The sequence below is a fragment of the Sediminicola sp. YIK13 genome, from assembly GCF_001430825.1.
Taxonomy (GTDB): domain Bacteria; phylum Bacteroidota; class Bacteroidia; order Flavobacteriales; family Flavobacteriaceae; genus Sediminicola.
In genome coordinates, this window is sequence record NZ_CP010535.1 from 883,552 (window position 1) to 910,292 (window position 26,741).

21 protein-coding genes are annotated in these 26,741 nt (G+C 40.1%); 5 read left to right on the top strand and 16 right to left on the bottom strand.

Annotation, left to right across the window (positions count from 1 at the left end; genetic code table 11):
- Nucleotides 1-106: 106 nt before the first annotated feature.
- Both SB49_RS03880 and SB49_RS03885 read right to left on the bottom strand, forming a co-directional pair.
- Nucleotides 107-658: a DUF4251 domain-containing protein gene (locus SB49_RS03880; RefSeq protein ID WP_062054031.1), complete on the bottom strand. Its 552-nt coding sequence runs from the start codon at nucleotides 656-658 to the stop codon at nucleotides 107-109.
- Nucleotides 659-748: 90 nt separating this feature from the next.
- Nucleotides 749-1,549: a BtpA/SgcQ family protein gene (locus SB49_RS03885; protein ID WP_062054033.1), complete on the bottom strand. Its 801-nt coding sequence runs from the start codon at nucleotides 1,547-1,549 to the stop codon at nucleotides 749-751.
- A gap of 65 nt (nucleotides 1,550-1,614) precedes the next feature.
- Between SB49_RS03885 and SB49_RS03890 the strand changes: the two genes are divergently transcribed.
- From SB49_RS03890 to SB49_RS03900, 3 genes are all read left to right on the top strand, one after another.
- Nucleotides 1,615-2,535 carry a carbohydrate kinase family protein gene (locus tag SB49_RS03890; RefSeq protein WP_062054035.1) on the top strand — a complete coding sequence of 307 codons (921 nt, stop codon included), beginning with the start codon at nucleotides 1,615-1,617 and terminating at the stop codon, nucleotides 2,533-2,535.
- Nucleotides 2,532-3,452: a pseudouridine-5'-phosphate glycosidase gene (locus SB49_RS03895; RefSeq protein ID WP_062054036.1), complete on the top strand. Its 921-nt coding sequence runs from the start codon at nucleotides 2,532-2,534 to the stop codon at nucleotides 3,450-3,452. The genes SB49_RS03890 and SB49_RS03895 overlap by 4 nt, the downstream gene beginning before the upstream one ends.
- 82 nt (nucleotides 3,453-3,534) lie before the next feature.
- Nucleotides 3,535-4,119 (top strand): pseudouridine synthase, encoded by a 585-nt coding sequence (locus tag SB49_RS03900; RefSeq protein WP_062054037.1) that lies wholly within the window; start codon nucleotides 3,535-3,537, stop codon nucleotides 4,117-4,119.
- A gap of 22 nt (nucleotides 4,120-4,141) precedes the next feature.
- On the opposite strand, the gene SB49_RS03905 is transcribed toward SB49_RS03900, so the two are convergent.
- From SB49_RS03905 to SB49_RS03935, 7 genes are all read right to left on the bottom strand, one after another.
- Nucleotides 4,142-4,645 (bottom strand): GreA/GreB family elongation factor, encoded by a 504-nt coding sequence (locus SB49_RS03905; protein WP_062054038.1) that lies wholly within the window; start codon nucleotides 4,643-4,645, stop codon nucleotides 4,142-4,144.
- A gap of 63 nt (nucleotides 4,646-4,708) precedes the next feature.
- Nucleotides 4,709-5,404, bottom strand: coding sequence for a 3-keto-disaccharide hydrolase (locus SB49_RS03910; protein WP_062054039.1), 696 nt, complete (start codon nucleotides 5,402-5,404; stop codon nucleotides 4,709-4,711).
- Between the two features lie 21 nt (nucleotides 5,405-5,425).
- Complete coding sequence (locus SB49_RS03915; protein ID WP_062054041.1) at nucleotides 5,426-6,553, bottom strand: D-TA family PLP-dependent enzyme; 1,128 nt, start codon at nucleotides 6,551-6,553, stop codon at nucleotides 5,426-5,428.
- A gap of 15 nt (nucleotides 6,554-6,568) precedes the next feature.
- A complete protein-coding gene (locus SB49_RS03920) occupies nucleotides 6,569-7,903 on the bottom strand; it encodes a sodium/glutamate symporter (protein ID WP_062054042.1) in 1,335 nt (444 codons plus the stop codon).
- A gap of 90 nt (nucleotides 7,904-7,993) precedes the next feature.
- Nucleotides 7,994-9,874 carry a CocE/NonD family hydrolase gene (locus SB49_RS03925; protein ID WP_062054044.1) on the bottom strand — a complete coding sequence of 627 codons (1,881 nt, stop codon included), beginning with the start codon at nucleotides 9,872-9,874 and terminating at the stop codon, nucleotides 7,994-7,996.
- 140 nt (nucleotides 9,875-10,014) lie between these two features.
- The gene (locus SB49_RS03930; RefSeq protein WP_062054046.1) at nucleotides 10,015-11,247 is read right to left on the bottom strand and encodes an acyl-CoA dehydrogenase family protein; all 1,233 of its coding nucleotides are present in this window, start codon (nucleotides 11,245-11,247) and stop codon (nucleotides 10,015-10,017) included.
- Between the two features lie 126 nt (nucleotides 11,248-11,373).
- The gene (locus SB49_RS03935; RefSeq protein WP_062054048.1) at nucleotides 11,374-12,924 is read right to left on the bottom strand and encodes an SDR family NAD(P)-dependent oxidoreductase; all 1,551 of its coding nucleotides are present in this window, start codon (nucleotides 12,922-12,924) and stop codon (nucleotides 11,374-11,376) included.
- Between the two features lie 1,100 nt (nucleotides 12,925-14,024).
- On the opposite strand from SB49_RS03935, the gene SB49_RS03940 reads away from it, so the two are divergent.
- Together SB49_RS03940 and SB49_RS03945 are read left to right on the top strand one after the other, a co-directional pair.
- Nucleotides 14,025-15,491, top strand: coding sequence for a hypothetical protein (locus tag SB49_RS03940; protein ID WP_062054050.1), 1,467 nt, complete (start codon nucleotides 14,025-14,027; stop codon nucleotides 15,489-15,491).
- A gap of 143 nt (nucleotides 15,492-15,634) precedes the next feature.
- Entirely contained in the window at nucleotides 15,635-17,938 is a 2,304-nt protein-coding gene (locus SB49_RS03945; RefSeq protein ID WP_062054052.1) for a type IA DNA topoisomerase, read from the top strand.
- Nucleotides 17,939-18,000: 62 nt separating this feature from the next.
- Here the strand turns inward: SB49_RS03945 and SB49_RS03950 are convergent, their stop codons facing one another.
- The 7 genes from SB49_RS03950 to SB49_RS03980 form a co-directional block, all read right to left on the bottom strand.
- Nucleotides 18,001-19,695: a DUF2207 domain-containing protein gene (locus SB49_RS03950; protein WP_062054054.1), complete on the bottom strand. Its 1,695-nt coding sequence runs from the start codon at nucleotides 19,693-19,695 to the stop codon at nucleotides 18,001-18,003.
- Nucleotides 19,695-20,255 (bottom strand): LemA family protein, encoded by a 561-nt coding sequence (locus SB49_RS03955; protein ID WP_062054056.1) that lies wholly within the window; start codon nucleotides 20,253-20,255, stop codon nucleotides 19,695-19,697. The genes SB49_RS03950 and SB49_RS03955 overlap by 1 nt, the downstream gene beginning before the upstream one ends.
- 168 nt (nucleotides 20,256-20,423) lie before the next feature.
- A complete protein-coding gene (locus SB49_RS03960) occupies nucleotides 20,424-21,551 on the bottom strand; it encodes a serine hydrolase domain-containing protein (protein WP_062054058.1) in 1,128 nt (375 codons plus the stop codon).
- Between the two features lie 235 nt (nucleotides 21,552-21,786).
- The gene (lpxD, locus tag SB49_RS03965) at nucleotides 21,787-22,779 is read right to left on the bottom strand and encodes a UDP-3-O-(3-hydroxymyristoyl)glucosamine N-acyltransferase (RefSeq protein WP_062058839.1); all 993 of its coding nucleotides are present in this window, start codon (nucleotides 22,777-22,779) and stop codon (nucleotides 21,787-21,789) included.
- A gap of 197 nt (nucleotides 22,780-22,976) precedes the next feature.
- On the bottom strand, nucleotides 22,977-23,831 hold the full coding sequence (locus SB49_RS03970; protein ID WP_062054060.1) for a dienelactone hydrolase family protein: 855 nt from the start codon (nucleotides 23,829-23,831) through the stop codon (nucleotides 22,977-22,979).
- Between the two features lie 112 nt (nucleotides 23,832-23,943).
- Complete coding sequence (locus tag SB49_RS03975) at nucleotides 23,944-25,254, bottom strand: DEAD/DEAH box helicase (protein ID WP_062054062.1); 1,311 nt, start codon at nucleotides 25,252-25,254, stop codon at nucleotides 23,944-23,946.
- Between the two features lie 58 nt (nucleotides 25,255-25,312).
- Nucleotides 25,313-26,653, bottom strand: coding sequence for a DEAD/DEAH box helicase (locus SB49_RS03980; RefSeq protein ID WP_062054063.1), 1,341 nt, complete (start codon nucleotides 26,651-26,653; stop codon nucleotides 25,313-25,315).
- Nucleotides 26,654-26,741 lie beyond the last annotated feature (88 nt).

A 26,741-nucleotide genomic window follows, 5' to 3' on the forward strand; every position in this document is an offset into this window, starting at 1 on the left:
TTGATCTTATTGACTAAAATAAAAAATAATAGAAAATGCTTGGGCCTGATCCTAAGTAAGTTGCTGAGTTAAATGATAACAAATAATTCATGTAATGTAAATGACCTTATTCACTTGGAATGGACATTACATCACCCCTATATCGTATTGAAAATCGTTCGGAACTATTCACGTTTATATTGCTGGTCAGATTGGGAGACAGCGTGATAAACACTCTAAATGATTCTGTTTTATTGTTTATGTTAAAGCTTATTTCCTTGCTTCCTGTCTTTCTGTCCTCCATTACTTCATAATTTTTTGGGATGCCTTTAAATTGGATGGCATTATCACTGTTGGAATAGGCTCCACCCATTTGACGCTCTCCAAAATAAGGAAGATACGCAGAGATGGTATCGCCCTCCACTTTTAAAAAATTAGGGTTTCCAATAAGATTTATCTGATTGCCCGTACTACCCAGTGGTAAAAATCCGGCGTTGGAGATACTATTTAAACTGTTGGTCATTAAGGGTACCGCCCAATCACATTCAATTTGAAAGGATTTGGCTCTGACCAATTCCTCTAGTTTTTGTTTAGTGGATTTTACCGTTGTTGAGGAAGTACCACAACCGATGGTTATTCCTGCCATCAATATGACTACATACTTAAAATTTGGTTTCATAATTCCATAATGGGATAATGAAGTTATGGACTTTTTTAAACAATGCGTTTTAAAGTTATTATAAAGTTTAAGGACACTTTAAAGAACGACTTATAATTTTTTAACGAGTTTCATGAACTCTGAAATACGTTTGTATTCCAATTCATTTTCCCAGTTCCCCGCTTTTTTGAAATAGGAGCCAACGATCATCCCATCGCAAAGGGGCCAAAAATCAGCAACATTGTTTTTTGTAATACCGGAGCCGATAAGGACAGGTGATACGAGATCTTTTAAGGAATTTAATTCTTCAACCGAAGCCGAAACCCCAGTATGGCTACCGGTAATGACCATTCCATCACTCAGGAAAAATTGTGCAGCCCTAGCGGTGTCCAATAAAGGGACATCATTAGTGATAGCATGGGAGCTGTGTTTCTTTTTTATATCTGTAAATATTGCTATTTCTTCAGCATTTATATTTTTTCTATAGCGTAGCAACTCCCCTGCTTGGGCCTCAATAAACCCCTCATCTGCCAGGTGGGCGAATACAAAACCCTCTGCGCGAATAAAATCGAGTCCAGCTGCTTTGGCAGCAGCCAATGCTTCCATATTGGCCCCGGCCAAAATTTGGATACCTACGGGTAATTGGGTCTTTTGTTTTATGAGATGCCCAATTAAGGTCATCAGGGAGCTGATCTCATGACCCACATTTCCTTTGAGATAGGGAACATCATTCATGTTTTCTATCATGATGGCATCAATCCCTGCCTTTATATAGATATCCGCCTCCTCTAAAGCTGCCTTTATAATTTCGGAAGAATTCAGAGAATTTTTTGGAGTGCCTGGTAGGGCCTTAAGATGGATCATGCCTATTATGGGCTTTATTCCATTAAAGACTGTTTTAAATTTATCCATGAAAGCTATCTAATTCACTTAAAATTACGTAAATTTAAGAAGGTATTCATCTAATTATCAGAAAGATGTCCAATATTCCAAAAGTAACAGTAATTGGTGCTTCCAACGTTGATTTAATAGGTCTAGCTTCGGAAAAATTAATTTATGAGGATTCCAATGTTGGTTCGATTGACACTATACTAGGAGGGGTTGGTCGCAATATTGCTGAAAACCTAAAACATTTAGGGTTAAATGTTGATTTTCTAAGTGTATTTGCTGACGATGAGTTTTCTAAAACTTTAAAAAGATCCTGTGAGGATTTAGGCATCTCTATTGAACATAGTTTAACGGTCAAAGGTGGTAATACACCACTATATGTAGCAATCATGGACCATTACCGTGATTTGGCTTTGGCCCTTTCCTCCATGGAAATTTACGATACCATACCCGATAGTTTTATTTTGGATAAGTTGGACGTTATCGCCCAAAATGAATTTTGTATTGTAGAGACCAATCTTCCTGTTTCTATCTTGGAACTCGTCACGGAAAGACTTCCCAATGTCAAATTTGCCCTAGAAGCTGTTTCTGCAAAAAAGGCCTTAAAAGCAAAATCTGTCATAGATAGGTTACACATATTAAAATGCAATGCCAAGGAGGCGGAATTGCTAAGTAATATGACCGTTCAATATGAAAGTGACTATGAAAAGATGATTGAACATTTTTTGGGGATGGGAGTGAAAAAAGTTTTCATTACCCTCGGTAAAGATGGCGTGGCCTATGGGGACCAAAATGAAATCTTCATCAACAAAAACAATATACTTGTTCCAGTCAATACCATTGGAGCTGGGGATGCCTTTATGGCTGGACTCATCTATGGAGAAACGAAGGGAATGGATCTTTATGACATGGTTAATTTTGGAACTGGCTGTGCCCAGATCACAATTCAACATAAAAACGCGGTCCATCCTGAAATATGCGAGGAAATGGTTTTAAAAACCATGCAATGATTGCAGACATCCTTGACATTCAATCGGAGGTAAGTAACGCTATAAATGAAGGCTTGCCCATTGTAGCATTGGAATCTACAATAATCTCGCATGGCATGCCCTATCCACAAAATTTGGAAACTGCTTTACAAGTGGAGCAAATCCTGAGAGATACCGGGGTTGTTCCTGCAACTACTGCCGTACTTAACGGGAAGCTCAAAGTGGGGTTAACCACAAATGAACTTGTACACATAGCCAAATCGGGCTCAAAAATCACAAAAGCAAGCCGTAGGGATCTTCCATTCCTTTTATCAAAAAACATAGATGGGGCCACAACAGTGGCGTCCACAATGATTGCTGCCCAATTGGCCGGAATTTCTATCATGGCCACTGGGGGAATCGGAGGGGTTCACCGAGGGGCTTCTGAAAGCTTCGACATTTCAGCGGATCTACAAGAGTTGGCCCATACCAACGTAGCAGTAGTCTGCGCTGGGATCAAATCCGTTTTGGATATTGGTTTGACCTTGGAATACCTGGAAACTCATGGGGTACCCATAATCGGTTATAAAACCTCTGAATTACCGGCATTCCACACCCAAAAGAGTGGCTTTAAAGTAACTTGCCAAATGGAAAGTGCCAAAGAAATTGCTCACATGTTAAAAGTAAAATGGAGCCTTACTTTAAATGGGGGCGTCATTATTGCCAATCCCATCCCCAAGGAAAAGGAATTGTCATCTGAAGTAATGCATAAGGCTATTGAAGAGGCACTTTTGGAAGAGCAGAAGTTAGGAATAAAAGGAAAGGAAAGTACTCCGTTCCTTTTGGGAAAGGTAAAAGAATTGACCAGCGGCTCCAGTCTAATGGCCAATATTGAGTTGGTGTATAACAATGCAAGAGTAGCTGCGGCCATTGCCAAGGAATACACTGCCCAGATGTAATAATTACTGATTTACATGGAATAAAATTAAAGAATAATGCATCTTTGAAAACAAATTTAATTCCATAGCCAGTTGCTTCATAATGCCAGTAACAAAACACCTTCATTTTAAAATACACAAACCTTTTGGCATGTTGAGTCAGATGGGTTCCAATGATCCCAAGGAGGTTCGGAGTAAGCAATTCTTGGGGGAGCTTTTTAATTTTCCTGAAGGGATTATGCCTATTGGCCGTTTGGATGCGAAATCGGAAGGGTTGCTGCTAATGACCACAGATGGTAAATTAAGTGATACCATTAACCGATCCGGGGTAGAGAAAGAATATTACGTCCAATTGGATGGGGAGATCACCGATAAAGAGATTGCAGACTTGCAAACTGGGGTAGAAATTGGTTTTGGCGGTAAAAAGTACAATACTAAACCATGCAGGGTTCATAAAATCAATACCCCTCACCTACTTCCTCCACCAGATCATAAACTGCGAATAGGAAGGCATAGGCCTACCTCATGGATCAGTATTGTATTGACCGAGGGTAAGTTTCGACAGGTGCGTAAAATGACTGCGGCTGTGGGTTACCCTACTTTGAGATTGGTGAGGGTAAGAATAGGGAGTATAACTTTAAGAGATCTTATCCCCGGTGCTGTAGCGGAAATAAAGGTTCCATTTTAATCTATACGGAATGATTTTTTAATTAGGGATATTCTATATTAAGGATTTCGAAGACTCTATTGCCATTCTCTAATTTTAGGATTGCCTCTTCCCCTACCTTTTTATGGTTCAGGATCTTGGCCAATGGTGAAGTAAATGCTATTTTACCCTTAGAGATATCAGCCTCATCTACGCCTACGATCTGAAGCGTTTGTGATTTTCCTGTTCCTTGGACTTTTAATTGTATCTGTGCTCCAAACCTTATACTTTCCTTGTCTTGACTTCCGAGGTCAATAGGTCTGGCACTATTTATTCGGTCATTTAACAATTGGAGTTTCCCGTTCAGAACCAATAATGCAATTCTTCTTTCATTGGGGTCGCCAATGTCCAATGTACTGCGCTCATGTAACAGCACTGCCCTTTCATCCATTAGCTTCTGTAATCCCACTGGGGTTACATAATTGATCTCCCCTGCTGGCAAGTGTGCTCTTGGGGAAATTCTAGGTATTTCTTCTTGGTCATCTTCCTTAACAAAGGCTCTACTCATAAATTTTCAAAATTGTAATTACTTTAAAATAGAAAAAAATAAGAAGGATTCCAAGCCAAACACCTACTCTAGGTCATCACTAAGTTCAGTGATTGGGGTGAGTTCCAATTTCCTGAACTCTACCTCCGATCCTTCTGCTTGCACGGCAATCTGTCCACTGCTCACCGTTGCATTGTACCCATGGTTGGCCAAGGTACCGTTGACCCAAACTTTTATTTTATTTTCAAAACATTCGATCACCATGGAATTCCATTCACCCAAGGGTTTTTCCAAACCGTTCTTCAAGTTTTCAATACGTCTGTTTGTACCTTCGATGATACCCCATGATTCCTTGGGACCTCTTCGTTCTACCATATTATCGGCAGTAATATCTTCCACTATTACCCAAAAGTCACCTGCATTTTCATGTTCCATTTGTACCTCAATAGATTTTGGGAACATCTTGTAAAGAGCCCTTGGGGTGGAAGCGTGTACCAAAATTCCGCAATTCCCCGGTTCTCCTGTGAAGCGGTACTCAATATCCAATCTGTATTCTTTATAGTCAGCATCGGTGATGAGATGGCCTCTTGGCGTACCTAGACTCACTAAGTTACCATCTCGAACAATAAAGGGATTAATGGTATTTGATAGGGTGTCCATTTCGGGGACATCCACATGCCAGCCCTCTTGGTTCTGGCCATTAAAAAGCGGAACAGTTGTTTGGGTATTACACCCAACTAATATTAAAACTTCAGCGCAAAGAAATATGAGTTTTTTCATGGATTTTTGAAAATGTATCAGTTATATATTGATTTTTCTTTTGCGTGCCGTGATCTGCCAGGTGTCCACCTTATTGCCATTCTCTATAACCGCTGCCTCGTCATATAAATTGATCGTAGGGCAAATGTGATACGGTACGCCATAGAAGACATCACCAACCTTTATTTTATCCCATTCCTTTACCTTAAATACTCCGTGTTCTTCACTTTGTGATAGAAGCTCATAATCAGATAGATTCAGAATTCTCACCCGATTCTGGATAGGATTTTCCGCTGCTATCCCTTTATGTCCAAGATCTAATGTAATGATGCCCTTTTTAGGTTTGGAAATTACACGGGTGATTAAAAGGGCGGCATATTTAAATTCCTGTTCTCCCAATTTGTCGCCATATCCCCAATCCCAAAACAAACAAGTACCTGGACTACAAATACGGCTTTCTTCCAATAGATGGGCCGTAAAAGAAGGTGTACCGCCACAAATAAGCTGGCGATTTGGATCCTTCTTTTTTAATTGGGCATATAGTGCATTGACATTTTTTAGGCCATGCTCTATCTCCTCCTTTCTTTTTTGAAAGTCGCTATTCCTTAAATGCCCATCATAAACGTGTAAACCTCTGAAATATAAATTTTTAAGGTTATTTACCTCCAATAAAAGTTCATCCAACCCGGCTCCCATTTCTATCCCGGAGCGGTCCATGCCGTTGTTGATATCAATGAAAATTTCGATACGAAGCTTATTGTTCAGAGCTACTACATTTAGCCTTTGGGCAGAAGCTATATTATCTGTAAGGGTGGAGAATACAGTATTTGGATAATGTTCAATAAGCGATACAAATCGGTCTACTTTGGGGCCGACCAATTGGTGGGCTATTAAAACCTCATGAGCTCCTTCTTGGGCGGCCATTTCGGCCTCCGCTATGGTAGATGCTTTAAACCTCGTTATGCCATTGGAGATCATTAGGGCAATGACCTTCGGCATTTTATTGGTTTTTACATGGGGCATCAACCTGGAAACATCATCGCCTACCATAGCCTTCATCTTATGAATATTAAATAGCAGACGATCCTTGTATAAGGCTATGGAAGGGGAATCCAGTTCCGACACATTGTTGATAAGGTACCAGTTTGAAGATAAATTGCCAGGGGTCATTATTCTATATTTACGTTAGGTTACTTTATAGGTACTGTTGAATTTCCTAATCAAGATATAAAGGATTACTCCTGCAAGCAAGCAAGCAAGGGTAAAATGCCATTGAAAACCCTGGCTGGCCAAAATTGGAAAAAATACGAGACAGGCAACCTCAAATGGGGTTACCCCAATATAACCCAAGGCGAAAACGGGTAGTGTTTCGGATTTGGATTCAGGGTCAACCATCCGTAATAAGGCGATTCCGATGGCAGTCACCCCTAAGGACATGCCCCATAAAAAAATAGATTTTTCAAACCAGTAGGTAATAAATAATTTTGGACCCATAAACCGAAAAAGAAAAACTGCCAGTGCTATACCCAAAACAAATATGAGCAGCAGAGGACCGGCAAATTTAACTACCACTGCTGTTTTTATGGATGCAATTCCAAATACCACAATGAGATCTGCGAATAGCCCGCAAATTCTGCTCATCAGCTTAGGATCGAAGTATTGCATTAATTTTAATTTAGATAATAGAGCCTTTAACAGCAACCCTACGACAAAAGCAAAGGAAAAGGCGGCAATGGTATAACCACTTAAAAAAGGTTTGGTAATATTGGTGAGAAAAATTCCAGCAAACCCAACAAATACTACTAACATAAGATGCATTAATAAGGGATCTATGGCAATGTTTGAAAATGTGGCCTTCCCAATGGATTTTTGGTCCTTTGCAGCTATCAGTCCAGTTTTATAGCTGTTGGGCAACTCGTTAAAATTTTTAATAAAGGAAGTATGTTTCTTTTTTATGCCCCATTGCACCATAATTACCCCTCCCATAGTTGCAGAAAATATCCCAACCGTAGCGCTTGTCATTGCCAAGGATTGTGCTTCTACCCAGTTCAGATTGGAGGCAAAAGACTCCCCTATTGCTGCCGCAGTTCCATGGCCACCAAAAAAACCTGTGGCCAAGATGGCACCAAAACTAGTGTGGATTCCAGGATACAACCAGCTTAAAAAAGTAAGCCCAAAAAAGAGTCCTATTCCCCATTGTAGCAAGAGAATGATAATGGATGCGCCTCCAATTTGAACAGTATTTCTTTTAAACTCCCTTGATTTATCTTTTTCAATGTCGAAGGTAAAAGGCAGGCAGCCAAACAAAAAAGCGATCATTACTCCCGGATAAGACCCAATTTGATCCGAAAACGGTAGAAATTCCAACCCATTAGTGCCCAAGAGTAGGCCTAATAATCCTGTAATAATACTCACAGGGATAAATAATTTTTGCAAAAAGGTGATTCTATTTCTAAGTATAAAACCAATTAAAAGAAGGATGGATATTAATCCTAGATCCTGAATAAAACTAGATGGCATGGAAAGGTTTTAAATGTGCTTAATTGATTCTAATTAACTGATTTTAAGTTGTTTATTGTGATTTAGCCAAACTTATCCTCGATCCGATTATTATCTTTTGATCGGTAGTCTTATCTGAGATGGATAAGTATCTGAATGATGCACCTTATTACGGGCAACCACCCCTTTGGATTCATCATAATTGGTTCCCCCAGTATTTAAATTACGGGCAAATCTTGGAAAATTACTACTCGATATCTCGATTCGAATCCTATGACCCTTTTTAAAGTAATTACTGGTAGACATAGGTGTTAGGTCTACCTTGTATACCTTCCCTTTTTGCATAAACACTTCTTTATCATAGCCTTCTCTATACCTTACCCTTTGAATGGTCTCATCCAAATTATAGGCGGTGCCGTCTGGATAAACATCTATTAGTTTAATGGTAAAATCGGTATCCTTGGCATCAGAGGACACATACAAAGTGGATTCGATGAAGCCTGATACTTCTACCCCTTCTGAAAGAACATCTGTAGTGTACACCAAAATATCGTTTCTAGTTTCCATTTGTTGTTGGTCAAAGGCTCCACCTTGCACTGCATTTCCTGTACAACATACGTTGCCCCCATATGATGTAACGGGATTCATAGGATCATAAATAAATGAATCGGGCATGTCCTGTTTTGGCTTGGTGGTTGTTAGTTTGCCATCCCCATATAAGCTATTGGCACTTCCTTTACTATTGATGTAGTACGTTTCCAGCTTTGTGGTAGCCGGCGGCCATTCATTTGCCGATTGCCAAGTATTGCTTCCCATGGTATAGTATTGTACCCTTGGGGTTTTTTCTTTAAAATTGTTCTGTTCCCCTTTTAACCAAAGATCAAACCAGGCATAAATCTGTTCTTCATAGTTCAGGCGGGCATCTCCAACACTGCGTTCCCCAACAATCGTATTCTCTGTGGCCCTTGTATAGGCACAGTGTAAAGTGGGTGCTATGACCAAGTACTGGTTGTCCCTTATTTCCTGGTCTTTGGCATTTTTTCGCACATGATTGAAAAGGGCCAAATTAGGACTTATGGAGACGTCATACCATGAGGCGAACCAAAAACTGGGAACTCCAAAATCCATTTTGTCATGATAGAGTCCGCCTGTATACCAATCTTCGTGGTTAGGGGTGCGCCGAACCATTTTGTCAAACACCTCTTTTTTGCCATTCATATTCTTTAAAATATCTTGGATTGGAAGGTGTTTCAAGGCTTCGGCCATATCCACAGATGGATTTTCTGGTGCCAGGTCATAAAATCTTGAAATGCGGATTAAATCTTCTTGGGTGGCTCCGGCAGGAATTCTTGGTTTGAATTTATCGTGTTCAACACCATATAACCATGAAAAGAATAAAAGTTGTTCTACTCCTCCCCTATACCAGTTTCCCTGTTCATAATAATCACCTATTCGTCCTACCCCAGCCCCGTATCCTTGTGGAACCATTGCTGCATGTGATGGGTGATCCAAAGCCGCCACGGCCATTTGCCATTCTGCAGTTGAGCTACAGCCCAAAGTGCCAATTTTTCCGTTGGACCATGGTTGATCCTTCATCCAAGAAAAGGCATCATACCCATCGGTAAGCGGTACCCCCAAAATATCCCATTCCCCTTCAGAGAAGTACCTGCCACGTTCGTTCTGTACTACATATGCATACCCCCTTTTTACTGCCTCGTAAGCCCGTTCTGCTGTCCTTGTTCTTTCTTCCCCATCTCCCCAAGAATTGAAATTGTAAGGGGTCCGTGAAAAGATAATGGGAACTGGGGCTGCACCTTTAGGTCTGTATATATCCGTTGCCAGGCGTACACCATCACGCATGGGCATCATTACTTTTTGATCAGTAATTGCTATTTCATTGAGTTTCTCAAGTATGTCATTTTGGGCCTGTAGGTTGAAAGTAAAAAAATAAAGCAACAAGCAAAATGTAGCGAAGTTCAATCGTGTATTCATGGTTTATTTTTGGTTGGTAATTTTCAAATGGTAAGTTATAAAAAATTGAACCAAATACCACCCCAAAAATCATTTTGATCTTTATTTAGGAACCCTAAATTGCTCCATGCACTATAAGCTTTTCTAAAATGACAGATTAATTACTGGGATTGGCTAGTTCCCTTATCCCTATTTTTAATTTTTTTGCCGTCTTCCTTCATCTGCAGGAACAATTCTCTGAACAGGCCACGGGCTATCAACAGTTTCATGATCTCATTGGTGCCTGCATAGATCCTTGCCACCCTATTATCGGCATACATTCTAGCGATGGGATAATCCCACATATATCCATATCCACCAAATAATTGTAGACATTCATCTACCACCACCCCACACATTTCTGTGGCCGAATACTTGGCCATGGAGGCACTTTCTGCTGTTAGTTCATGTGTTGGCACCATTTGGATGCAACGATCTATAAATGCTTGGTGTACTTGAAGTTTTGTCGCACATTCGGCCAACTTAAATTGGGTGTTCTGGAAGGCGGCGATTGGCTTTTTAAAAGCGGTCCTGGTAGACGTATAATCAATGGTATCCATTAAGGCACCCTCTGCATTGCCTATGGCCGTTACCGCTACCGTTAAACGTTCCCTTGCCAACTCCTGCATCATAATCTTAAATCCTTCCCCTTCCCTCCCTAAGAGGTTTTCTTTGGGTACTTTTACGTTATCGAAGAAGAGCTCGCAGGTATCCTGGGCTTTCATCCCAATCTTTTTAAAAGGAATTCCTTTTTCAAAGCCATCCCATTTACTTTCCATAATCAAGAGGGAAACCCCTTCCTTTTCTTTTCCTGGGTAGGTTTTTACCGCTACCACGGCCATGTCGCTCAGGTAGCCATTGGTAATAAAGGTTTTTTGTCCATTGACCAAGTAATGGTCACCTTTGTCAACAGCAGTGGTGCGTATGGCTTTCAGGTCGCTCCCACAATTGGGTTCTGTCATCCCTATGGCAGTAATTAGGTTTCCGCTTGCCATAACAGGTAGGTATTGCCGCTTTTGGGCTTCGGTACCATGATTTAGTAAGTAGGGAGCTACAATGTCTGAATGAAGGGAAAATCCAGGGCCACTGAATCCTTTTTTTGCCAATTCTTCAATAAAAAGGGAGCTATAGCTGAAATCAAGGCCGCTTCCCCCATATTGGGTAGGCATATCAATACAAAGAAGACCCAAGGAACCGGCACGTTCCCATACAGTCCGACTAACCATTCCATCCTTTTCCCATTGCTCGTTCTGATCCAAAATATCATTGGAGATAAAATCTTGGATCATATCGCGCATCATACGGTGCTCTTCCGATGCATATATTTTTCGTTCTAAAAGTACATTTGATAACATAGGCCAAATTGCTTAGAAGGATGAATACCTAAATGTATCAAAATAATCCATGTTACTGAGAAAATGGGGGCTGATTTTAGTTCCTATTCCTCTTTAATTTCTTAAAAACAGGGTAAGAAAATTGATTTACCAATCTATAGGTCGGTAATCCTTTAGGAATTTTCCACACCAATGTTTCCCGGTATTGATTCCATCAAATAAGGGATCCAAAACCCTGGCGGCCCCGTCCACAATATCCAATGGGGGTTGAAAATCCTCCACTTCTTTCTTCCTTTTCGCCAATTCTGCCGGATCTTCATCAGTTACCCACCCTGTATCCACTGCATTCATAAAAATGCCTTCTTTGGCCAAAGTGCCCGAGGAGGTATGGGTGAGCATATTTAGGGCCGCTTTGGCCATATTGGTATGTGGGTGTCTATCTTCCTTGAAAAAACGATGAAACTTACCTTCCATGGCAGAAACATTGATAATGTGTTTTTTTCCAGTTGGATTCTTTTTCATGAGTTCGGACAGTCGGTTACAGAGTACAAATGGCGCTACGGAATTTACCAGTTGCACCTCCAACATTTCCGTGGTCTCGATTTGACCGAGCCTTAACCTCCAACTATTGGTCTTTCGTAAATCCACTTGTTGCAGATCCGCATCCAACTCCCCATCTGGAAAAATGTCTTCAGCTACCAAGGTATTATCAAAGCTGTAAGGAATTTGTGATAGCTTTGCCGATGCCCTAAGCCCTATACCAGGCTCTGGGCCGTGCCATGTTACCGGCATATTCTGATTGGAAGAAGCAGAAGAGGTCAATGCCTTTAGTTCCTGTAAACATCCTTGATGATCTGCCAGTATTTCTTGGGCAAAGGACGGCAGGGAACTCATAGCTCGCTCTTCATTGACCATAAGATGCTGATAAAATCCAGCAGGTCGCCTTACAGTCTGTGCAGCATTATTGATGAGTATATCCAACTGATCATATTTTTGGGAAATAAAATTGCAGAATATCTCAACACTAGGGATATGCCTTAGATCTAGGCCGTGAATTTTTAGGCGATGTCCCCAATCCATAAAATCATCTTCTTTGGAAAAACGAAGGGCGGAATCTACAGGAAACCGCGTTGTGGCTATCACTGTTGCCCCTCCCCTTAATAGCATCAAGGTGATATGGTACCCTATCTTTAAGCGGGAACCGGTAATAACAGCTACCTGTCCCTTTACATCCGCTGTTTGAAATCGCTTTGCGTAGTTTAGATCACCACAATCGGTGCACATGGTGTCATAAAAGTGGTGTAATTTGGTAAATTCCGTTTTACAGACGTAGCACTTTCTTGGTGTTTCCAGCTCCAAAGGTTCCTTCTTGGATATATGGGCCATGGGCAATAATTTTGGGGCCACAAAAATAGCAGCTTCCCTAGCATGTCTTATGCCAGTCTCTTTTCTTGCTTTTTTGTCCTTGGCCTCCAATTTTCTTTTTGCCGCTTTTTTACCATCCTTCTTTCGTCTCGAAAATTCTTCCCTATTGGGTCGGGAGAACTGACCTGCCGCCTTGATCAATGCTATACGCTGTTCTTTTTCAATATCGAATATGTAATCGGTCTCAGAAACCAGTAGTTCCAAGACAGAGATACAATTGGCAATGTCCTCTTTGGTCAAAGTGCTCTTATCTGAAGTTAGGTGTTCCCCCATAGTTTTAAGTTGAATTGGGTTTTGAAGCCAACATGGAAACAAAGGTAGTTGTAAAATGGCGGAAGTGATCGGCTTTTTTGTCAAACACTTTCCATGGTGTATCAATTGAAAATAAATGGCACGACCCTATTATTTCCAAAAGTCCTACCCCTATTTATTACGGTTTTAAATGCCCTAAATGTTAAATATTGCTTAAAATGGTACTATTTATAACATAGTACTGTAACAAACATATAAATCTTTCGTCTACTGGGTATATCAATATTTTAAACAATTAAAAATCAATATCATGGAAACTTCAAACAAACATTACGCACAGCCAACGGTAAGAATCTCAAACTCCAAAACTTGGAATACCAAAAGGAGATATCACTAATATTTGAAATAATAATTTAATATAAACTACCTAAAAACAATATCATGGAAACATCAAATAAGCATTACGCACAGTCAACGGTAAGAATCTCCAACTCCAAAACTTGGAACACTAAAAGGAGATACCACTAAAATTTATTATCACAATCTAACGTATAACAACAAATAACAAAGAACATGGAAACTATAAACAAACATCAGGTAAGATCAACGTCAGAATCCTCTAGAATGAACATATGGAACGCAAAAAGGCGTTTCAGATAATCACAAAGTAATTTAAATTCAATATCATGAAACCTTTCATCAATCAATCACGGATAGAATATAAAAAGAGTAGCATATTTACAATCTTTAGAAATACCAAGAAAATCAGATACTCTCATTTTGAGATCAATAAAAACCAAATTTTGGGAATTTAATTTAATCCAAAGCTTCCAAATCAAAAAAAGTAGTGAATGTACAATCCACTACTTTTTTTGTGTCCGATCATTTAATTAGTAAAACAACCCTCTCCCTTGGCCTTTTAGAATTTGTGCTGGATGAACAGATATATGCTGTTTTATCGAGCCAGGCGTTCATTTAAACCGTCAAACTATGGTAATAGGTAAATACAAGCTATTTTTGGAATTGGTTAGTGTAGTTGTTAAAGTAGACTATGAGTCAATAGATATCTATTGTAATAAAACTGTATATTGGTCAAACGTGATACAAACCTGTTTCTAGGAATGAAATATTTGATTCTTTTTATCTGTTTTTGCCTTTTGGGAACTTATGTCCAAGGCCAAAATATGGATCAAGAATGGACTCGCTCCATAAATGACCCTATTCAGCTGATGAAACAGATCATTATAAAAAACTCTGAACAATGGGAAGATGATACTATGAATTCCATTTTCACGTCCTATGGTGAAGAGGGTGTTAATGATACGGAGTATATCTTTTTGCAATCGCCAGGCCTTAAAACCGATTTCTTTCAGATTGGAACGGCCGATGTAGGTAATTTTATTTCAAAAGACCGCTTTTTGGCTGTCTTAAGGGATGCCGTAAATTCGGAGGAAAAAGCAAGTGTAAAGCTCGCCAGAGCCACCATTTCGGAAAGTCTTAAGGAATATGAAAGAGCTTTTGAGCTGGCTCAGAAATTGAAACAAAAAGATTCAATCAATTATGAAGAGGCCATTGAGTTTTTGGACAATAGGTTTGGATATGCCAAATTAGATCATGCAAAAACCATAATGGATAAAAGCACCTCCGCTGCCAAATCAGTCGGTAATGGTGGTAATATCAAAAAGGCCGTGGCTAAAATTGAAGAATTGGATAAGACTTATTTTGACGAGATTCCTTTGGTGACGGCCTTAATCCAATTAAATGAATTTTATGATATTCTAAGGGAGACAGGTACAGGTATTGCAGTATATGCTCCATATACCAATTTCAAAAAAAAGCTGGATTACTTAAACCAGTTACGGATAGATGAACGCAGAAGATGGAAATCATCCATTACCGTCACCTACCCTACTAAAAATACAGTATTGTCTGTCCAAAACCCAATAGACATAACATGGGTAACTGCCAATATTGATGCAAGTAAGTCCATTCGTTTTTTCTTGGTCAAGGATGATATGATGGTACAGGAGCTGGGTATCTTTAAAAATAAGGAAAGTATTAGCGGAATCCAATTGGAAAAGAACATAGAACCTGGTGATAATTTTAAAATCATGGCCATAGAACTATTTCCATCCGATAAGTTCAAGATTGCAAAGTACGTGACCCCTTCATTTTCAATACAAAATGATACAAAGGACAGAAATACAACAGGGAACAAGGTAGTTGAAACTACCAAAAGGTCTGAGTTCGCTGGACGAAAGATCAGCTATGTCAAGGAACTGACGGTCAGAAGCAAAAATATAACCATAGATCTTTGGGACAATAAAGAACAAGATGGGGATATCGTTTCCGTTTATCTCAATGGGGAACCTATAATTTCCAAATACTCTTTGACCAAGGACAAAAAACAGTTTCAAGTCCAATTGAATGCCTCTAAATCCAATGATCTATTTTTATATGCCCATAATCTAGGGACCATTCCTCCTAATACCGTTTCCATTGAAGTTTCAGATGGTACTTCCTCGGAAAAAATTGTTCTGAACTCAGATCTTTCAAGTTCAGAAGCCGTTCTCATAAAGGTTAAATAACTATTTCAATCCATAAATTCCGTTGTTTCCAATTTTCATAAAACATTGGATAATGTTTGGTTTTGTTTAGATTTTAAGGTCTACTAGTTAGCCACCCTTTTCGTGAAAATGTTTACTTTGCACCTGCGTTTAAATCCCAATAAGTGAAAGTTTGTATTGCAGAAAAACCTAGTGTTGCCAGAGAAATTGCCGCTGTTCTTGGAGCAAATACTAAGCACGACGGGTATTTTGAAGGTAACGGATATGCCGTAACCTTTACATTTGGACACCTTTGTACCCTGTTCGAACCAAACGACTATAAATCTTATTGGAAAAGTTGGGACCTGAACAACCTTCCCATGCTACCCGAAAAATTTCAGACCAAAGTGGTGGAAAATTCCGGCATACAAAAACAATTTAAGATTGTAAAAAAATTATTCGAGCAGGCGGAGGTGGTTATCAACTGTGGGGATGCAGGTCAGGAAGGAGAACTGATACAGCGTTGGGTGATGCACCAGGCGAATTACAAGGGAGAGGTGAAACGGCTATGGATTTCATCGCTGACCACGGAGGCCATAAAAGAAGGTTTTAATGCTTTAAAACCTTCTCAAAACTATGATAATTTATACTACGCAGGATTTTCAAGGGCCATAGGAGACTGGCTTTTAGGGATGAATGCTACCCGTTTGTATACCCTAAAACACGGGGGTTATAAGCAAATGCTCTCTGTGGGCCGCGTTCAAACTCCAACCTTGGCCATGGTGGTCAACCGGTTTAAGGAAATTGAGGATTTTAAGCCTGTGCCCTATTGGGAATTACAAACCTTGTATAGGGATACCCTTTTTAGCTATGAAGAAGGTCGCTTTCTTAAGATGGAAGATGGCGAAATTATAGCACAAAAGGTTAAGGGAGAAGATTTCGAAATTATTTCCGTAAGCAAGAAGAAGGGCAAGGAATACGCCCCCAAACTTTTTGATCTAACTGGACTACAAGTGTACTGCAATACCAAATTTGGATTTACAGCTGATGAGACCTTAAAGATGGTGCAGAAGTTATACGAACAAAAAGTAGTTACCTATCCTAGGGTAGATACCACTTTTTTGCCCAACGATGTTTATCCTAAAGTGCCCGGTATTCTTCAAAAATTGACCCATTATGCAGAACTTACCCAGTCCATATTAAGCAAAAAAATAAGAAAATCGTCCAAAGTCTTTAATGATAGTAAGGTTACGGATCACCACGCGATTATTCCCACTGGGGTACAAATAAAACTTCAATACAACCAGCAACAGGTTTATGATGCTATTGTAAGGAGATTCATTGCCGTTTTTTATGAGGATTGCCAGGTAGCAAATACCACAGTACTTGGACAAGTGGACACCATAACCTTTAAAACAACAGGGAAGGAAATATTGTCCAAGGGATGGAAGATTGTTTTTGAAAATCCAGAGGCTAAAACCAAGGAAGCCGGAATATTGCCAACTTTTGTAAAGGGCGAAAAAGGACCACATGAACCTTCATTTTTGGAAAAACAGACCAAACCCCCAAAACAATTTACAGAGGCAACGTTGTTGCGGGCCATGGAAACGGCCGGGAAACAGGTAGATGATGATGAAATGAGGGAACTGATGAAGGAGAATGGAATAGGACGTCCTTCTACCCGAGCCAATATTATTGAGACTTTGTTTCGTCGCAAGTACATCATACGAAATAAAAAACAGGTGCTCCCCACCCCTACTGGCATTCAGTTGATAGATACGATCCAGAACGACCTCTTAAAATCCGCAGAACTTACGGGTCAATGGGAAAAGCAATTGAAGGATATAGAAAAAGGGACTTTTAGTGCAGGTATGTTTATTGCCAACATGAAAAAAATGGTAGATGACCTGGTCTATGAAGTTCGAAGTGAGACCACCCGCGCCAATATTTCCCATACCGTGGTCCCAGAAGCTACCAAAACTGCTAATGTGGTCACCAAAAAGTCGGGAATCACAGCAGAAACCTGTCCCAAATGCAAACAAGGAACGTTGTTGAAGGGAAAGGCAGCATACGGATGTAGTGCCTATAAGGAAGGTTGTGATTTTGTATTGCCTTTTACTTTTCAAGGGAAAAAGATATCGGAAAAGCAATGGCTGCGTTTACTTCTAAAAGGTTGTACCGTGAACCTAAAAGGTTTTAAGAAAGAAGGTCCGGAGACCGATGAAGTTATAGAAGGCCTCCTGCGATTTAATGATACGTTCCAGTTGGTCCTAGAAGCCAAAAAGCAGGAGAAAAAGATACCGGACACACTTAGTTGTCCGAAATGTAAAAAAGGAACTGTAATCAAAGGTAAATCAGCCTATGGATGCAGTGAATATAAGAATGGGTGTGATTTCAGATGTAGTTTTGAGGTTATTAAGACCAAGGCAGCAGATAGGCCTTTGACCAAAGAGCTGGTGTTCTCTATTCTGAACCAAGGTCATTCTTAGCATTGTGCAGCAACAGAGCATGGGGGCAACTGGACTTGATATTTACTGGTATCAAAAGAAAATTACCAGCTTCCGCCGCCACCGCCGCCAAAACCGCCTCCAGACGAACCCCCACCGGAAGAACCACTGCTTTTTGGGGAACTTATCATGGTAGACTGGGTTACAGCCATAGATTTTGAAAAGGATTTGGAAAAACCCTGCATCGTAAATGCTTGGGTAGAAGCGGATGAATACCAGGATGGAGGGGGAATATGGAGAGCATCAAATTTTTTCGCCCATTTTTCAAACAGTCCAAAGGCCAAGGCATATCCCATAGTACTTTCAAAATAGCTGGGATCATCCTGCAATAACATTTTTAATTTGTTCTCCTCCGCCACTTTTATGAACTGACGAAATCCCTTCAACTCCGATAGCACCCGATTTCCTATATCATTTTTCTTGATCATATAGCCATTTAGAATAATCAATAGAACAGAGGTCAACACAATGGCCACTGCGGCCAAGGGCCCCCAAACAAACAAGGCAATTGCGGTAAGAACTATGGCATTGGCGACCAAACCAAAATATAATATGGTCTGTACTTTTTTGGATTCGACTACGTAATACGGCTGGGCCATTTTTTTTAATTGGTTGCTGGCACTGTTCATGGTGGTATAGAAAGTGTCTTTTAGACTGCTCACCAGTATTTCTGAGGTATTCAGACCTTGATCCTGTCCAAATAGGCCAGTAAAAATTTCTTTTTCATAGGAGGGCGAATCGTCTGGGAGATTTCCAATTTTAATAAGTTTGGTATCCTTACTTCCAAACCAGCCCTTTTTAGGAATTTCCTCCATTTTTATCAACCCTCTTGCACCCCAATATGGAATTAGGGAAATAAGATCTGAAGTATCATCCCGATCATTGATCAGAAAACCTACCATGGCAGGATCCATATCTTTCGGGGGATAATAACTTGTGGTAGTCACTACCCTATCATCCCTCCCAAATTTACGCCACAAGGCATAGAAGCCCGTGATAAGTAGTCCTACAAGGAATACCCAACCGTATTGATTCCAAAAAGGCCATAAGGGCTTTTCTTCGGTTATAGAATTAAGGGGTAAATTGATCAATACCGTCACATTTTCTCCTGGACGGGAAATAAAGCTGTCGTTGCTCGTTCCTGAGAACCCCTCATTTGTATAGTACAGCTTAAAATCTTTACTGGGAATTGAGGTGCCCCGTTCCCCGGAATACACGAAGCAATTTTCCTTACTGAGAGGAATATTTTCCGGTACATGGATCCGAAAGCTTATCTGCTCAAAATCGGCCTCCCAACCATCCGGCTTAATGTTCCAATAAAAACGTATTTGGCTATCCTCAAACAAAAAAGCATTGTGGACACGGTATTGGATCTCATAATGTTGTGGACCTACGATGGTGACATCCTTGTCGCCTATTTTTATAATCATATTGTCCTTTAACTTTTGCACAAAATTAAAGGGGACATCAAATTTATAATCTGGGACCTTAACATGGCTGATCCTTATTTTTCGTTCCTCTTTCTTGCCTTCGAAGTTGAGCAGGTCATACTGGGTCTGTATGGTTCTATAGATCCCGTGTTTTGGAATTTCAAAGTTGAGGTCATAATTTTCAATCACATCAAAATAACCATCCTCTTCTATGGTTATATCTACGGAATAATTGGTGACCGTGAAATCTTGGGCATACCCGCCAATGAATACCAATAAGAGCGTAAGGAGGATAAAAATCTTTTTCATTAAGAAAAATCTACTTTTACATTTTGCCTTGTAGCTTCTTCAGTTTCGAAATAATCGAAATGTTGGTACTTTGCCATTCCGGCAATCAGGACACCGGGAATGCTTTCCCCGTAGGTGTTGTTTTCACGAACCGATCCATTGTAATAGCGACGGCTTCTTTCGAGGTTTTCTTCAATGAGGTTCAACTTTTCCTGAAGATCCAAATAATTTACATTGGCCTTGAGGTCTGGATATGCTTCCCCTAAGGCAAAAATACTCCTCAAGCTCTGTTGCAATTGGTTCTCTGCCTTGATTTGTCCATTAATATCCCCGGTAGGGACGGCCATTGCAGCGTTGCGCGCATTGATAACGGCTTCAAGTGTGGATTTTTCATGTTTGGCATATCCCTTAACCGTTTCAACTAGATTGGGTATAAGGTCATAACGTCGCTTTAATGCCACATCTATATTACTCCATGCATCTTTGACCTGATTTCGATTTTTTGCGAATTTATTGAAAATGCTTATGAATAGAATAACAATGAATGCTATGATTCCCAAAAGGATAAGAATGGTGGACATGACGTGGTATATTATGGTTTTCAACTCCTAATTTACCTAAATTTTCAGTGGGATTGTCAGAAAACAATAATTTTATATAAGCCACCATCTACAGGGCATACCTGGTAGTGGTTCTTATGTATTTAGATGCAAATTGGACAGAACAAATAGCCGTCACCAAATATTAATTTAATCAGTTTTAGCTAATTTTTGTAGTTTTTCCGTCGTTTTGGTAATAATACCGGCTCCTTCGGGCTCGTTGGTGAAGTTCACAACGATGGTATAGTTCGGATTAGGCAGGTGTACCCATACCGTTCCCCAGAAGCCACGGTGTGTATAACCAGAAATACCCATTACCCCTTCTTTACTAAGGCCCATTCGGTAATCTTCTGATTCGGCCCCGTTGGGCAATGTTCCAGGATCCTCTAACATAATGGTTAGAGTTTCAGGGTTTTTAAAGATTTGCCCATTAAAAAGGGCGTCAATAAAGATGGCAAGATCCTTAGTTGTAGAAGAAATGCCCCCACCCCCGAATAAATCGATTGAATTATCTAAAGTAGTGGCATCATAATCGCCGATATAACGGTGCACAGGTTGTGGAATTCCAGCTGGTGATTCTTCTAGGCCTTCCATCCACGTTGATTTCATCCCCAATCTATCAAAACCCAATAATTGGCGTAGTGCCTGTGCCAAAGACTTTCCTGTGACCTTTTCAATAATTTCTCCAAGGAGTATATACCCTGTGTCGCTATAGCCATATACTTCACCCGGATTTCCTAAAGGGTCTCCGGCAACCATTGCAAATTTGAGCTGCTCTGTGCGTGTCCATTTTTTAGTTGGATTTTTAATGATACTATCTATATAGGAGGTATTTCCCTCGGCATAATCGAACAGGCCGCTTCTGTGCAGTAGACAATGCTTTATTGTGATGGCCTTAGGATCGTAACCATCAGATCTAAGGAGTTGTAGGTGTTCTTCGGAGAGATATGTGGCAATAGAATCTTCTAATTTCAATTTTTTCTCTTCCTGAAGACGTAAAACAGCTGCTGCTACAAATGTTTTGGTACCACTGGCAATCCTAAAGGGTTGTTTGGCTGAAAGTTTACGTGTCTTTTGCTTGCTGTCAAAACCAGACGCCCCTGTCCATAAAATATTCAATTTGGGAGCTATTACCGTCATGGAAACACCTGACAGTTGATTACTTTTATTCTTAACCGCCTTATCTAATATTATTTGAAAATTGGCCTGATTTTTAGGAGTTGAACTACATCCCAGAACAACAAACAAGACAATTAGTAGAGGTATGTGATATTTCATAGAAGGTGTTTGTATGGTATAATAGCATTTTTATTACAACTCTGTTTAAGGGTTGTTGGTGTGTGAATTTAGTAATTTGTTGTAAATAATGCAGCTATTAGTGCCAAATAGCTGGTTATAAGCAAATTAATTAGATAAAGGTGGGACCAAAAAAAGGCCATAACGATTGCGTTAAGGCCTTTTAAATGGTAAATATATAAATCAATACGTTATTTGCAATTCTTAAAACGACCACCTAGTTTTTGGCTAGCCTTCTTAAGGCCACCCATTGTTTCAGCATTTCCCTAGAATCACAGGCAGGATATCCCAAAACAGTCTTGCCGGCGGCAACATCGTTCATAACACCGGAACCAGCACCAATGACAGCACCCGATTCAATCACGGTATGATCCTTAATGGAGGCGCTGCCACCGATCATTACACCATCTCCTAGGGTCACAGAACCTGCTAAGCCACTATGGCCGGCCATAATACAAAAACGGCCCATGACAGAATTATGACCTATCTGAACCAAATTATCTATTTTACAGCCATCGCCTATGATGGTAGAGCTAAATTTACCGCGGTCTACACAGGAATTAGAGCCAATTTCTACAAGGTTGCCAATAATCACATTTCCTATTTGCGGAATTTTCACCAATCCCCTACCATCATCGCTGGGGCGGTAGCCAAAGCCATCTGCTCCAATGCTTACGTTGGTATGGAAAATACACTGGGCACCAATTTCGGTCCGCTCGCGGATAACGGTCCCTGACCAAAATACCGTTTGAGGGCCCACAGTTGTATCATCAAAAATGGATACGTTGGGATATAGGACTACCCCATCTGCCAACACAACATTTTTGCCAACATAACTATTGGCTCCAATTTTAACTCCATTGCCAAGCTTGGCAGTTTCATGGATGACAGCGGTAGGGTGAATATCAATATCAAATTGTGGTGGACCTGGATCGAACTCCTCCAATAATTTGGCCATGGCCAAATCCGCATTTTTTACCTTGATAAAGGCCCTACCTTCTCCTGGCTCTATACGTATATTTTCATTTACGATGGCAGCACTGGCTTTTGAGGAATCCCACAATCGCTCGTATTTAATACTGCCAATAAAAGTCATCTGGTTGGGTTTGGCATTTTTTAATTGTTCCAAACCATCTATCCTTTGGGGGGTGTCACCTACTAATTCTCCGTTTAAAATGGTATTGATTTCTTGAATGGAATATGATTTCATTTTGGGGTACATTTATGTGAATGCCCTAAATATAGTCTTATTTCAAGTCCAAAACTAAGGATGACATATTTTTGATTAAATAGTTATGGATGTTAATCCTTAACTATTTAATCAACCCTACAGAGTAAGGGCAAGGAGAAAACTAAAAGAAGGAGGCCACGACCTCCTTCTTTTTTTATTAATATCAAGCTCCAAACTTATTGCTTGAACGTATCTGACAATAGAGATTTTAGTTCCGCCCAAGATTTTTCATCGGCTTCCTTTTGGTAGGCCAAGGGAAGGTTGAATTTTTTTCCAAGTGAATCTGCTTCCTTGCTGGTAAAAGCGTGCTGAGCATCAGGATAGGCAATATATTTATAATCAGCATTTACACTGTCCATGGCTGCCTTATAGGCGGTTACGGATTCCGGAGAAACAAAGGGATCGGCAGCGCCATTACACACCAATATTTTGGCCTTTAAATCTTCATTTGGCATTACTGGAAGTTGAACCCCGCTATGGAATGCCGCTACGGCATTGAGATCTTTTCCTAGATTGGCCATTGTTAAGACAACACTTCCTCCAAAACAATAGCCTATGGCCGCAATTTCATCTGCATTTACATGTGGGTCGGCTTTTAAAACGGTCATGGCAGCATCAAAACGGGCCTTGGCAATATCTATGTTTTGCATCACCATACCAGAGAATTTCCCTGCATCCTCAGGATGTTGTGCCTGTTTACCATCCCCATACATATCGATGGCAAGGGCTACATAGCCAAGTTCTGCAAGCATATCTGCCCGTTCTCGGGTATAGTCATTGTGTCCCCACCATTCATGCACTACAATCACACCAGGTCTTTTTCCTTTTTTATTTTCATCATAGGAGATATAACCCTTCATTTGCGTATCCTCTGTGGCGTAGCTCACTTCATTGCCGATCACATTGACCTGCAAAGTTTCCTCCATTGCTTCCTTGTTTTCGGAATCATTTTTTTTAGGTTCTGATTTACAGCCTATGAAGGTGATTGATCCGAGAAGGATCAAAACGAATATTTTTAAGTACTTGAACATAACTTTTAAATTTAAGGTTGTCCGTTTACATCCGTAAACGGACAACAAGTTACGATTTTATAAGGATTTAAAAGAGTTCCTTGGTATCAAACTTTTCATAAGGATAAAATGGTTATAGAACCGTTACCCTTACCTTCTTTTTCTTTAGTTTGGTGTTATTCAATTTCTTTATCAAATCTTCCGCAAGGGTCACAGGTACTGCAACAAAAGTGCAGTCGTTCTTTAGTTCTATAATTCCCAGTTGGTCCTTATTGATGTTCCCTTGTTTAAAAAATAATCCAGCAATATCCCCTTTTGAGATTTTATCTTTTCTACCACCCGAAATAAAAAGTGTTTGCCAGTACTGGGCTTTTTTGGGTGCCTTTTTTGAGATATCGACCACCGGGGCATTTGTAATAAATTCTGGCAGATTCTCATCAACCCATTTGATTACATAGGCAGTTCCTTTGGCATTTACTCTGGCAGTTCTGCCATTTCTATGGATGAATTCTTCTTTCTTATATGGGAATTCGTAATGAACGATAAACTTCATTTCGGGTATATCAATACCTCTTGCCGCTAAATCGGTTGCCACGATTATCTGATTGGAGCCATTCCTGAATTTGATCAGGGAACGTTCCCTATCCTTCTGTTCCATATCCCCATGGAAACAACCATGACTGACATTATTTCGTTCCAAGAAAGTACTCAATTTTTCGACGGTCTCCCTAAGATTGCAAAAAATGATTCCAGGTTGGTTTCCTATATGGTTTAGGAGTTCCAAAACCGTCTTTTGTTTGTTTTGTGAAGCTGAAACTACGGTTTTGATAGCCAGTTTGGTGTTCTCTTCTTTTAAATAATCGAGAATGATCGGTTTGTCCAATCTTACAAAAGTAGGTACTTTAACACCTAGGGTGGCAGAGGTAAGGATGCGCCTGTTGATGCTGGGCAACATCCCTATGATGTATTTCATCTCCTCCTCAAAGCCAACCTGCAAGGATTTGTCAAATTCGTCCAAAACAAGGGTTTTAATAAACTTTGTGGAGAAGCGCTCATTATCAAAATGATCGGCTATCCGGCCTGGGGTTCCAATAAGAATGGCCGGGGTGTGTTTTAGTTCCAATTTGTCTTTGGCCATGGCCCTTCCTCCATACACGGCATTGACCTTGTAGCCTGATCCCATTTCTCGGATCACCTGTTCTATCTGTATGGCCAATTCACGTGATGGAACCAGTATCAATGCTTGAATTTCCTCACTCCCTGGATCCAACTGATCAATTAAGGGCAACAGGAATGCCAACGTCTTTCCTGTTCCCGTTGGCGAAAGAATGATGGTATTGGTATTTGTTTCGATGATGGAGAGCGCCTCTTCCTGCATTGGGTTCAACTGATGAATATTCAGTTTTTCCAAAATATCCTGTCGCTCTTTTATAGTGTTTGCCATGATGTATATTTTTTGAGGAACTACAAACAAATCAAAATGAATTGATTGCTAATGCCTTTTATCTCTTTTTTCTTTTTGGTTTTTCTGTTTCGGCAGGTGTTGCCACTGAATGCTGACCCAAATGGTGGGCCAAAAGCTTATCAATAAGCTCCTCTTTGGTCAAATGATGGAATACGGTGTGGATCTTGTTTTTAAAATCCGAGGAAATAGAATGATTGGGTTTGGTCTTGAATATTTTCTTGGCCCATAATTGTGCATTGTTTTCCTCAATACTTTGGGCATCCGCTTTTTTATAGGGCTTAAAAGAGATTCCCAAGACTTCCTCAAATTCTTTTAAATCTTCTTCCTCCTCCTTTTGCAATATGGTCAGGGAGAGCCCTTCGGCCCCTGCCCTAGCGGTACGTCCACTTCTATGCACATAGGTTTCGTACACATCCGGCAGGTGGTAATTCACGACAAAGGAAATTTCTTTGACATCGATACCTCTTGCGGCAAGATCAGTGGCTACAAGAATACGGATATGCCCTTCTCTAAACTGACCCATTATTCGGTCACGAATAGGTTGTGACAAGCTTCCGTGTAGCGCTCCAGAGGAGAATTTGTTGATAGCTAAATTTTTGGCCAATTTATTTACGGCAGCCTTGGTCTTACAGAATATGATTCCCCTCTCCCCTTCTTTGGAGTTGAGAAAATGCATTAGCATGTCCAATTTTTCAATGGGTTCCACGATCATAAATCTATGGTCAATTCCTTGGTGTCCCACTGTTTCCATTTCAGAACTTACCTGTACCACATGTTTGGACATATAGTTTTGGATCAACTGTTTTATAGTCCCTGGCATGGTGGCGGTAAACAAAAATGTCCTTCTTTTTATTGGTAATTCTGTGACAATTTCATCCAAACCTTCTTTTAGGGAAGTGACCATTTCATCGGCTTCATCAAGCACCAAATAATTTGCTTTGGAAATATCAATAGCCTTGCGTTTGATCAAATCGATCAACCTTCCAGGAGTTGCCACGACAATGTGGGTGTCCTTGGTCAAACGTTCTATTTGCGGTTTAATAGGTATTCCTCCACATACTGAAGCCATGGAAACTGCGGGTAAATTTGTAGCAAATGACACTAGATTATTGTAGATCTGCTGGCCCAATTCTCTTGTTGGGGCAATAATCACAGCTTGTATACTAGCATTTTCCACATCAATCAATTGCAGTAAGGGCAATCCAAAGGCCGCGGTTTTACCCGTTCCTGTTTTTGCCAAACCAACAAAATCATCCTTTTGTTGCAGTAAAACAGGGATTGTTTTTTGTTGAATATCGGTAGGAGCTGTTATTTCTAGATCGGCCAGACTTTTTTGAAGTTGACTATTGATTCCTAAAGCGGAAAATTGTTTTGACATTATAATAATTTGTACAAAGATAGGTACTCTTTGGTAGTAGATATAACAGAATCGTTAGAAGTATATTTTAGAAGGATTTTGCAGATCT

Coding starts and splice junctions, on each gene's coding strand:
- SB49_RS03955 (WP_062054056.1), bottom strand. CDS start 20,255: ATGTCCACCATTCTTATCCTTTTGGGAATCATAGCATTCATTGTTATT.
- SB49_RS03910 (WP_062054039.1), bottom strand. CDS start 5,404: ATGAAAAAACTCATATTTCTTTGCGCTGAAGTTTTAATATTAGTTGGG.
- SB49_RS03895 (WP_062054036.1), top strand. CDS start 2,532: ATGATTGCAGACATCCTTGACATTCAATCGGAGGTAAGTAACGCTATA.
- SB49_RS03980 (WP_062054063.1), bottom strand. CDS start 26,653: ATGTCAAAACAATTTTCCGCTTTAGGAATCAATAGTCAACTTCAAAAA.
- SB49_RS03975 (WP_062054062.1), bottom strand. CDS start 25,254: ATGGCAAACACTATAAAAGAGCGACAGGATATTTTGGAAAAACTGAAT.
- SB49_RS03900 (WP_062054037.1), top strand. CDS start 3,535: ATGCCAGTAACAAAACACCTTCATTTTAAAATACACAAACCTTTTGGC.
- lpxD (WP_062058839.1), bottom strand. CDS start 22,779: ATGAAATCATATTCCATTCAAGAAATCAATACCATTTTAAACGGAGAA.
- SB49_RS03930 (WP_062054046.1), bottom strand. CDS start 11,247: ATGTTATCAAATGTACTTTTAGAACGAAAAATATATGCATCGGAAGAG.
- SB49_RS03920 (WP_062054042.1), bottom strand. CDS start 7,903: ATGCCATCTAGTTTTATTCAGGATCTAGGATTAATATCCATCCTTCTT.
- SB49_RS03940 (WP_062054050.1), top strand. CDS start 14,025: ATGAAATATTTGATTCTTTTTATCTGTTTTTGCCTTTTGGGAACTTAT.
- SB49_RS03960 (WP_062054058.1), bottom strand. CDS start 21,551: ATGAAATATCACATACCTCTACTAATTGTCTTGTTTGTTGTTCTGGGA.
- SB49_RS03925 (WP_062054044.1), bottom strand. CDS start 9,874: ATGAATACACGATTGAACTTCGCTACATTTTGCTTGTTGCTTTATTTT.
- SB49_RS03935 (WP_062054048.1), bottom strand. CDS start 12,924: ATGGGGGAACACCTAACTTCAGATAAGAGCACTTTGACCAAAGAGGAC.
- SB49_RS03970 (WP_062054060.1), bottom strand. CDS start 23,831: ATGTTCAAGTACTTAAAAATATTCGTTTTGATCCTTCTCGGATCAATC.
- SB49_RS03950 (WP_062054054.1), bottom strand. CDS start 19,695: ATGAAAAAGATTTTTATCCTCCTTACGCTCTTATTGGTATTCATTGGC.
- SB49_RS03880 (WP_062054031.1), bottom strand. CDS start 658: ATGAAACCAAATTTTAAGTATGTAGTCATATTGATGGCAGGAATAACC.
- SB49_RS03905 (WP_062054038.1), bottom strand. CDS start 4,645: ATGAGTAGAGCCTTTGTTAAGGAAGATGACCAAGAAGAAATACCTAGA.
- SB49_RS03915 (WP_062054041.1), bottom strand. CDS start 6,553: ATGACCCCTGGCAATTTATCTTCAAACTGGTACCTTATCAACAATGTG.
- SB49_RS03885 (WP_062054033.1), bottom strand. CDS start 1,549: ATGGATAAATTTAAAACAGTCTTTAATGGAATAAAGCCCATAATAGGC.
- SB49_RS03890 (WP_062054035.1), top strand. CDS start 1,615: ATGTCCAATATTCCAAAAGTAACAGTAATTGGTGCTTCCAACGTTGAT.